Origin of the sequence: Pseudonocardia aurantiaca (assembly GCF_039526725.1) — a bacterium.
Lineage (GTDB): Bacteria > Actinomycetota > Actinomycetes > Mycobacteriales > Pseudonocardiaceae > Pseudonocardia > Pseudonocardia aurantiaca.
The window spans coordinates 1-786 of the sequence record NZ_BAAAJG010000019.1 but is presented as its reverse complement, the minus strand read 5'-3'; the positions used below and the strand labels follow the sequence as shown (position 1 = coordinate 786).

Genomic DNA, 786 nt, shown 5'->3' with positions numbered 1-786 from the left:
TGTGGGTAGGGGTGAAAGGCCAATCAAACTCCGTGATAGCTGGTTCTCCCCGAAATGCATTTAGGTGCAGCGTCACGTGGTGGATGCCGGAGGTAGAGCACTGGATGGGCTAGGGGGCCGACAAGCTTACTGAACTCAGCCAAACTCCGAATGCCGGTATTTCTAGCGTGGCAGTGAGACTGCGGGGGATAAGCTTCGTAGTCGAGAGGGAAACAGCCCAGATCACCGGCTAAGGCCCCTAAGCGTGTGCTAAGTGGGAAAGGATGTGGGATCGCCCAGACAACCAGGAGGTTGGCTTAGAAGCAGCCACCCTTTAAAGAGTGCGTAATAGCTCACTGGTCAAGTGGTCCTGCGCCGACAATGTAGCGGGGCTCAAGCACACCGCCGAAGCCGTGGCAATACCACATGAGATCCGCCGGCTGGTTCGCCAGCTGGTGTAGTCGTGGTGTTGGGTAGGGGAGCGTCGTGCATCCAGCGAAGCGGCCGAGTGATCGAGTCGTGGAGGGTGTGCGAGTGAGAATGCAGGCATGAGTAGCGAATGCAGAGTGAGAACCTCTGCCGCCGAATGACCAAGGGTTCCTGGGCCAGGTTAATCCGCCCAGGGTGAGCCGGGACCTAAGGCGAGGCCGACAGGCGTAGTCGATGGACAACGGGTTGATATTCCCGTGCCCGTGACAGTGCGTCCGTGCTGAGGCCGGTGATGCTAACCATCCGAACCCGCTTGAAGTCCTTCGGGAGTTCTTGTTGGGGGAGCGTGGAGCCCGATCCGGTAGTAGGCAAGCGATG

Annotated in this window: 1 rRNA gene; it reads left to right on the top strand. The window is 58.9% G+C overall.

The features are described 5' to 3' along the window. A 23S ribosomal RNA gene (locus tag ABD143_RS26980) occupies window positions 1–786 on the top strand; the annotation flags it as partial.